The 6426-nt window shown below is 58.7% G+C and carries 5 protein-coding genes; 1 reads left to right on the forward strand and 4 read right to left on the reverse strand.

Annotation, left to right across the window (positions count from 1 at the left end; all coding sequences use genetic code 11):
- Window positions 1-120 (forward strand): PQQ-dependent sugar dehydrogenase (locus NDI87_RS15825; protein ID WP_296276441.1); only part of this gene is annotated, 120 nt, incomplete at its 5' end.
- A gap of 23 nt (window positions 121-143) precedes the next feature.
- On the opposite strand, the gene NDI87_RS15830 is transcribed toward NDI87_RS15825, so the two are convergent.
- The 4 genes from NDI87_RS15830 to NDI87_RS15845 all read right to left on the reverse strand — a co-directional run.
- Window positions 144-2033 (reverse strand): sensor domain-containing diguanylate cyclase, encoded by a 1890-nt coding sequence (locus NDI87_RS15830; RefSeq protein ID WP_296276437.1) that lies wholly within the window; start codon window positions 2031-2033, stop codon window positions 144-146.
- The gene (locus tag NDI87_RS15835; RefSeq protein ID WP_296276438.1) at window positions 2020-4650 is read right to left on the reverse strand and encodes a chemotaxis protein CheB; all 2631 of its coding nucleotides are present in this window, start codon (window positions 4648-4650) and stop codon (window positions 2020-2022) included. The genes NDI87_RS15830 and NDI87_RS15835 overlap by 14 nt, the downstream gene beginning before the upstream one ends.
- Before the next feature lie 203 nt (window positions 4651-4853).
- The gene (locus NDI87_RS15840; RefSeq protein WP_296276439.1) at window positions 4854-5621 is read right to left on the reverse strand and encodes a Crp/Fnr family transcriptional regulator; all 768 of its coding nucleotides are present in this window, start codon (window positions 5619-5621) and stop codon (window positions 4854-4856) included.
- Window positions 5622-5782: 161 nt separating this feature from the next.
- Window positions 5783-6426, reverse strand: a 644-nt coding sequence (locus NDI87_RS15845; protein ID WP_296276440.1) for a response regulator transcription factor, incomplete at its 5' end; no start/stop codon positions are given.

Below are 6426 nucleotides of genomic sequence, written 5' to 3' on the forward strand. Positions count from 1 at the left end.
CACCAACTGCTCGCCAGCCTCGGCGAGCGTATCCGTGATGTGCGCCAGGGGCCTGACGGCCTGCTGTACGTGCTGACCGACCAGGCACGGGGGCGCTTGATCCGGCTGCTGCCCGATTAGCTCAATCAGCCCGGATTAGAGCTTCAGTCGCTCAGCGTGCGCGTCGAATCGTCCGGGCGCGGGGCTGCGTCGTTCCAGCACACTTCAAGCCGGTCGCGACCGCCTTTTTTGGCGCGGTACAACGCCGCATCACTTTCAGCCAACATCTCACCGAAAGACGACTGTTGCGTCAGGTAACTGGCGCCGATACTCACCGTGTAGGCAACAGTTTGCTTCTCGAACACCACAGGGTTGGCGCGCACTGCATCAATGATGCGGTTCGCCAGTGCGCAGCCCCCCTCTTGTGTGGTGTTGGGCAGCAGCACGGCAAATTCCTCGCCACCAATACGACCGATCAGGTCCGACTCACGCAACACACCCTTGACCGTTTGTACAAACCTCTTCAGCACCACATCCCCAGTTGGATGACCATAGTTGTCGTTGACGTTTTTAAAGTGGTCCAGATCCAGCATCAGCACCACCAGTGGCAACTGATAACGCCTGGAGCGCACCAGCTCCTGATCGGCAAGACTCATGAAATGCTGGCGACTCATGGCGTCAGTCAAGTTGTCGACGTTGGCCAGGGTCTGACTGGCCAATTCTGCGCGTTTGAGCACGCTCACATCCTCATGCGTCACCACCATGCGGTGCGAGGGGTCCTGGACCGACGTGACCTTGACAGTAAACCACCACCGGCCGCACACGCAGCAGATGGGTTCCGGTGCATGAAAACTGGCTGCTTCACCCGCGGTGATGGCTGCCATGCCAGCTGCCACAACGGCCACCGTTGGTGAGTCGACCGCAAAAAAATGTGACAGCACCTTCAGGTAGTTTTGACCAACCGATTCCTCGAAACCAAGCTTTGACATATAGCTACGCCACGCCGCATTGGTGTACAGAACCATGCCGTCCTGATCCAGCACGGCGATCTGCGCCGAGATGGAGTCAAAAATCGCGCGCTGAAACTGCGCCGCCGTGACCAAATCAGCTTCGATCTGCTTTCTCTGCGAAATATCAACCAGGGTGCCAACCACGCGCAAAGCCGTGCCAACGGCCGACCGAAGCACCACGGCGCCGCGCGCAAGAACCCATTTGACGCTGCCATTGCTGCTTTGCAGGCGGTGTTCAATACGATAACTGTCTCTCTTTCCGACGATGCAATCCTGCATCTGCAGCAGCAGTTGTTCCCTGTCATCCGACAGCACATAGTCCATCAAATCTGAACACTGCATGCTCAACACCGCCGTGGAAGTCCCGATCAGCTGCGCATAACCCTCAGAAATCAGCACCTCGCCGCTGTTGACCTGCCAGTCCCACACCGCGTCCCCAACCGCCTTTAGCGCCAGCGTCAGGCGTTCCTCACTGGCACGCAGTTGTTCTTCCATGTGCCGCGACTCGGACACATCGACCAGCGCAATCAGCCAGCCGACTTTCGGACCGATCCAGACCACCTTGACCTGCACTGGCAGCGGCTCCAGGCCATCGATCTGCAAAGCGAACTCGGCGGCCTGCGTTTCCTGCTCATCACGGGCATGCGCCAGTATGGTATTGAATTGGGCGCGCTGGGCCGCGGCCACATATATGGCGAGCCGGCTGCCGACCAGCTGCGCGCGCTCGGAGGCGAGCAACTGGGCTGCTGCCAGGTTCAGCTTGGTGATGTTGCCATCCACATTGATCAGCACATTTCCCACCGGTGCAAAGTCGTAGAGCTCGCTACTTTGGTTGAGCGCCTGCTCCAGTTGCGCCCGGGCTGTGTTGAGGTGCTCATTTTGCAACTCCAACTCGATCTGGTGAATTTCCAGCTCTTCCAGCAAATGCCGGACTTGCTGCAGGTCCAGCGCCGCCGCAGCCAGCTCGCCGGGGTGTCCGGACAGCCGCGCCGTCGCCAATTGGCGCAAGACTTCAAAACCGGGTGGATTTTTACGGTACACCATGACTACTTTCCTGCCCCGCCGTCAACACCTGCAAATTGGCTTGCGCCTGGCGCAACGCCATCTCCAGTGTTTTGCTGGTACTGATGTCGGCAAAGGTGATTACCAGGCCGTCGATCCGGTTGTCGTGGGTGCGGTACGGCATGAGGCGCACCTTGAACCAGCGCGCGTCTGTGGCCTGCACATCAATTTCCCGAAACACCAGGGTGCGCAATACCTCCTGCGCGTCGGCTAACAGGCTGGGGTAGCTCAAATCACACACGATGTCGGTGATGCTGCGACCGGCATCACCGGGAATCAGCTTGAAAATTCTGGTGGTCGAGGGTGTGAAGCGCCGCACGTGCAGGCTGTCATCCAGAAACAGGATCGCAATCTCGGTACTGTCGAGCAAATTGCGCATGTCATTGCTGGCACGCGATACCTCGGCCACTTTGAGTCGCAACTCATTGTTGATGGTCTGCAACTCTTCGTTCATCGATTGCATTTCTTCCTTGGAGGTGGTCAGCTCCTCGTTGGTGGACTGTAGCTCCTCGTTGGTCGACTGCAGCTCTTCGTTGGCCGACTTGAGTTCCTCCTGCGAGGTCTGCATTTCCTCGCGGGTGGAACGGGCGTCTTCGCGGGCGTGCTGCAGCTCCTGCAATGCGGCCGCGATGCGCTGGGCCTCGCCCGCGTTGGTGGCGGTTGCCATGCGTGGCCGGCGCGTGCTGGGGCCGTCCACTTCACGAAACACAATCAGCGCGGTGCCGTTCAAGGCCGCGGGCTCGTTCAGTGGCTGCACCACCACATCCACATATTTGGCCGGCCTGGTATTGTCAATTCTGACCCGCTTGAGCGTCGTGACCTTGCTTTCGCGAACGGCCCGATAAAACGCTTCACTCAGAGCCTGCCTAAGCCCCTCGCGGGCCATGGCAATCAGGTTCAGGTTGGGTTTGCCGGCAGCAGGCTCCAGGTATTTCCCGGTTTTTCCGCTGAAATACAGCATCTCGCCCTTGGCGCTCACGAGCAGTGCCGCCGGCGCATAGTTCGCCAGTACCAATTGTTCCACCAGCACTTGAAGATCTGGCGTCATGGCTGCTGCATTTGCGGCATGCGGGACGGGCGCTGACGAACGCAAACCGGTTTGGCTGAATGCGCTCGGCATGCCCGAGGGCAATGCGGGTGTTGGCACGTCCAGCCGGCGGTAAATGCGTGAGCGGCCAGGCAAACCTGAAAACAGGGCACTCGCCGGTGCCACTGACTCGGAATTGCCGAGCAGCAAAAAACCACCAGGCACCAAGCTGTAATGGAACAACTGCAACAGTTTTTCCTGCAGGCCGGCCTCCAGGTAAATCAGCAGATTGCGGCAACTTAAAAAATCGATCCGGGTGAACGGCGGGTCGGCGATGACGTTTTGCTCGGCAAAAATCACCATTTCGCGAATTTCGCTGCTGACGCGGTAACCCGCAGCCTCAGGCACAAAAAAACGCTTCAAACGCTCTGGCGAGACGTCGGCGGCAATGCTCTCGGGATAGACACCGGCACGCGCACGGCTGATGGCATCCGCGTCCAGATCCGAAGCAAAAACAAGCAATTTATAACGGTGTGCCGTGCCGCCCGCATCCATTGATTCCCTGAACAACATGGCCAATGAGTAAGCCTCTTCACCGGTCGAACAGCCGGGAATCCAGGCACGCAGCAAGGCACCGTCCGGATGATTGCCCTGCAGCGCCGGGAATACCTCGCGCTTGATCTCTTCCCACACCACTGAATCTCGGAAAAAACTGGTGACCCCGATGAGCAACTCACCCAGCAGCAACTCAATCTCTTTGGGGTTTTCACGCACATAGCGCAGGTAGTCGTCAATACGGGGCAACAGGTGCAGGCCCATGCGTCGCTCGACACGCCGCATGATGGTGTTTTTTTTATATGCTGAAAAATCGTGGCCGGTATGGGTGCGCAACAAGACCAGTATCTTGTCAAGGAAACCAGCCGCAGTGCGCTGAAATTCGGCTGCGACCTGGGCCTGGATGTCGCCCACGAGCCGGATGCGTTTGACAAAACCGATGACCTTGGCCGGCAGTTCATCGGCCGGCGCCACGGCGTCCACCACATCGGCGTCTATCGAACTACGCGGCATGCTGTCAAATTGGGCCGAGGCCGGCGTCTGCGCAAAAGAGGCACCGCCGGCCTGCCGAATCGCACGCAGGCCCAACGTGCCATCCGAGCCCATGCCCGACAGAATGACACCAATGCTGTTGTGCTGCCGGTCATCGGCAAGTGACTTGAAGAAAAAATCAATCGGCTGGCGCAAGCCACGCGCTTCGGTCGGCTCAAACAGATGCAGCACACCATGCATCAGGGACAGGTCCCGGCCAGGAGGAATCACATAGACGTGGTCGGGTTCGACGGTCATCTGGTCGGCCGCCTGTTGCACCGGCATCGGCGTATGGCGCTGCAGCAACTCCACCAGCATGCCCTGGCTCTTCGGGTCCCGGTGTTGCACCACCACAATGGCCAGCCCGGACTGGGGCGGCACATGCGATAAAAATTGCTCCAGCGCCGTCAGCCCGCCTGCTGACGCACCGATGCCAACAATGGGAAAAGCTGCACTGGCAGCAGCCAAGGTGTTGTCATTGTTCACTCAAGCAATCCCTGTGATGGGTTAATCATTTCGCATTATGAGTTGTCGCAAAATTGTAAGCGCAACAAATAAGCGATGTTCAATAAATCACACGGTCTCTCAAGGCATTTTGACAACTACTTGTGAGGGTTTGACGGCATTCCCCTTCATCAACGTCACGTCTTCGGCCGTGGCCACAAGGCCCGGCGCGGCAGGTCGGTCACTTACCTCTCAAAATGGCACAGCGCGTCGCGCGCGATGATCCTGATTTCACGGAATTCCACTTCGATAATGCCCTGCTGCACCAAAGCCGAAAATGCGCGGCTCACCGTCTCCACCGTGACACTCAGGTGATGGCCGATGTCGCGCCTCGTCATCGGCAGGATGAAGCGATTGGGCGACCAGCCCATGTCTTCAAAACGCTGGGACATCGTGTGGAGAAATCGCGCCACCCGGGCCTCTGATTTGACTGAACGGGTCAGGGAATAAGCCTCCTGCTCCTGGATGATCTCGCGGCTGCTGGCCCAATAGGCCATGTGCTCCAGCTGATTGTTGTTTTCAGGAGTGAACAAGTCAACGGCCGGTAGGCGGATCAGGTCGCAGTCGGTCAGGGCCACCACTTCGCTCATGTAGACGTTCTGGTAAATGCCATCGAAGCCAAGCAAATTGCCTTTCATCGGAAAGCCCAGCACATGCACCCCCCCATCGACATTGGTGATCAGGGACTTGAGGGTGCCCAGCCGCACCACATACAGCCCCTCGAACGCTTGCCCCATCACCAGGGCAGACTGCCCGGCTTTCAGGCGCCGGCGCTGGAACAGTTCAACGCCGGCGCCCTCGTGCAAACGGCCTTCGTAGCGCAGCAAATCCTGGACCTCATGCAGCGTGGTCCAGTGCTCGTCAACCCCGAACTTCGTCACATGGTGACTGGGATCGGGAATGGGACTGGGTTGCCAGAGTGCAGTTGTGGGCAGTGCCTGAACGTTCATCATGGAAAACCTTTCTCTGTATCCGTGGCAAAAGGCTCCACCCAACGGGCGCCACAGCGATCCCTTGCAACAACTTTAGGTCGCCCCTGACCAATCGTCTGTAGGGAGAGTTGGACAGCGCGCGCCAGCACATGTTGACAACGCGCACCCAATACCAAAAAAGTTTAATGACTCAGGACCGGTTCTTCCACATCGATCAGCCTATGGCGCACAGCCAGTCGCACCAGGCCAGGCACGTCGGTGACGCCGAGTTTTTTCATCAACCGGCTGCGGTAGGTAGCCACAGTTTTGGGTGACAAATGAAGCGTGACGCCAATGGCCGAACTGGACTGTCCTTGCACCACCATCAAAATGATTTGCCGCTCACGCGGTGACAGCAAGCTCAAGGGATCGGCGTCTGGCTGCGTGAGCGCCTCCAGCGCGAGATCGGCCACGTTGGCGCCAAGGTATTTTCTGCCTTGCACGGCAAGCTCAATGGCTTGCATGAGCTCGCTTGCCGGGGAACCCTTGAGAACATAGGCACTGGCACCCAGTTGCAGCGCTTCAGCCACCTGATGAGGTTGCGCCGACATGGTCAACACCACGCTGCGAACTGGCAGCCGCCGGTGCTGCAACTCGGCCTGCAACTCCAGCCCGGAGCGCCCCCCCAGATTCAGGTCAAGCAGCAACACTTCGGGACGCAAACGCAACAGGTCGGACAATGCCTGGGTCGGGTCAGCCGACTCGCCAACCACCGTGTGACCACGTGCTTCCAGCAGGGCACGCAGACCATCGCGCATGATTTGGTGGTCTTCCACCAGATAAACCC

It is taken from the genome of Rhodoferax sp. (assembly GCF_023701345.1).
GTDB lineage: Bacteria > Pseudomonadota > Gammaproteobacteria > Burkholderiales > Burkholderiaceae_C > Rhodoferax.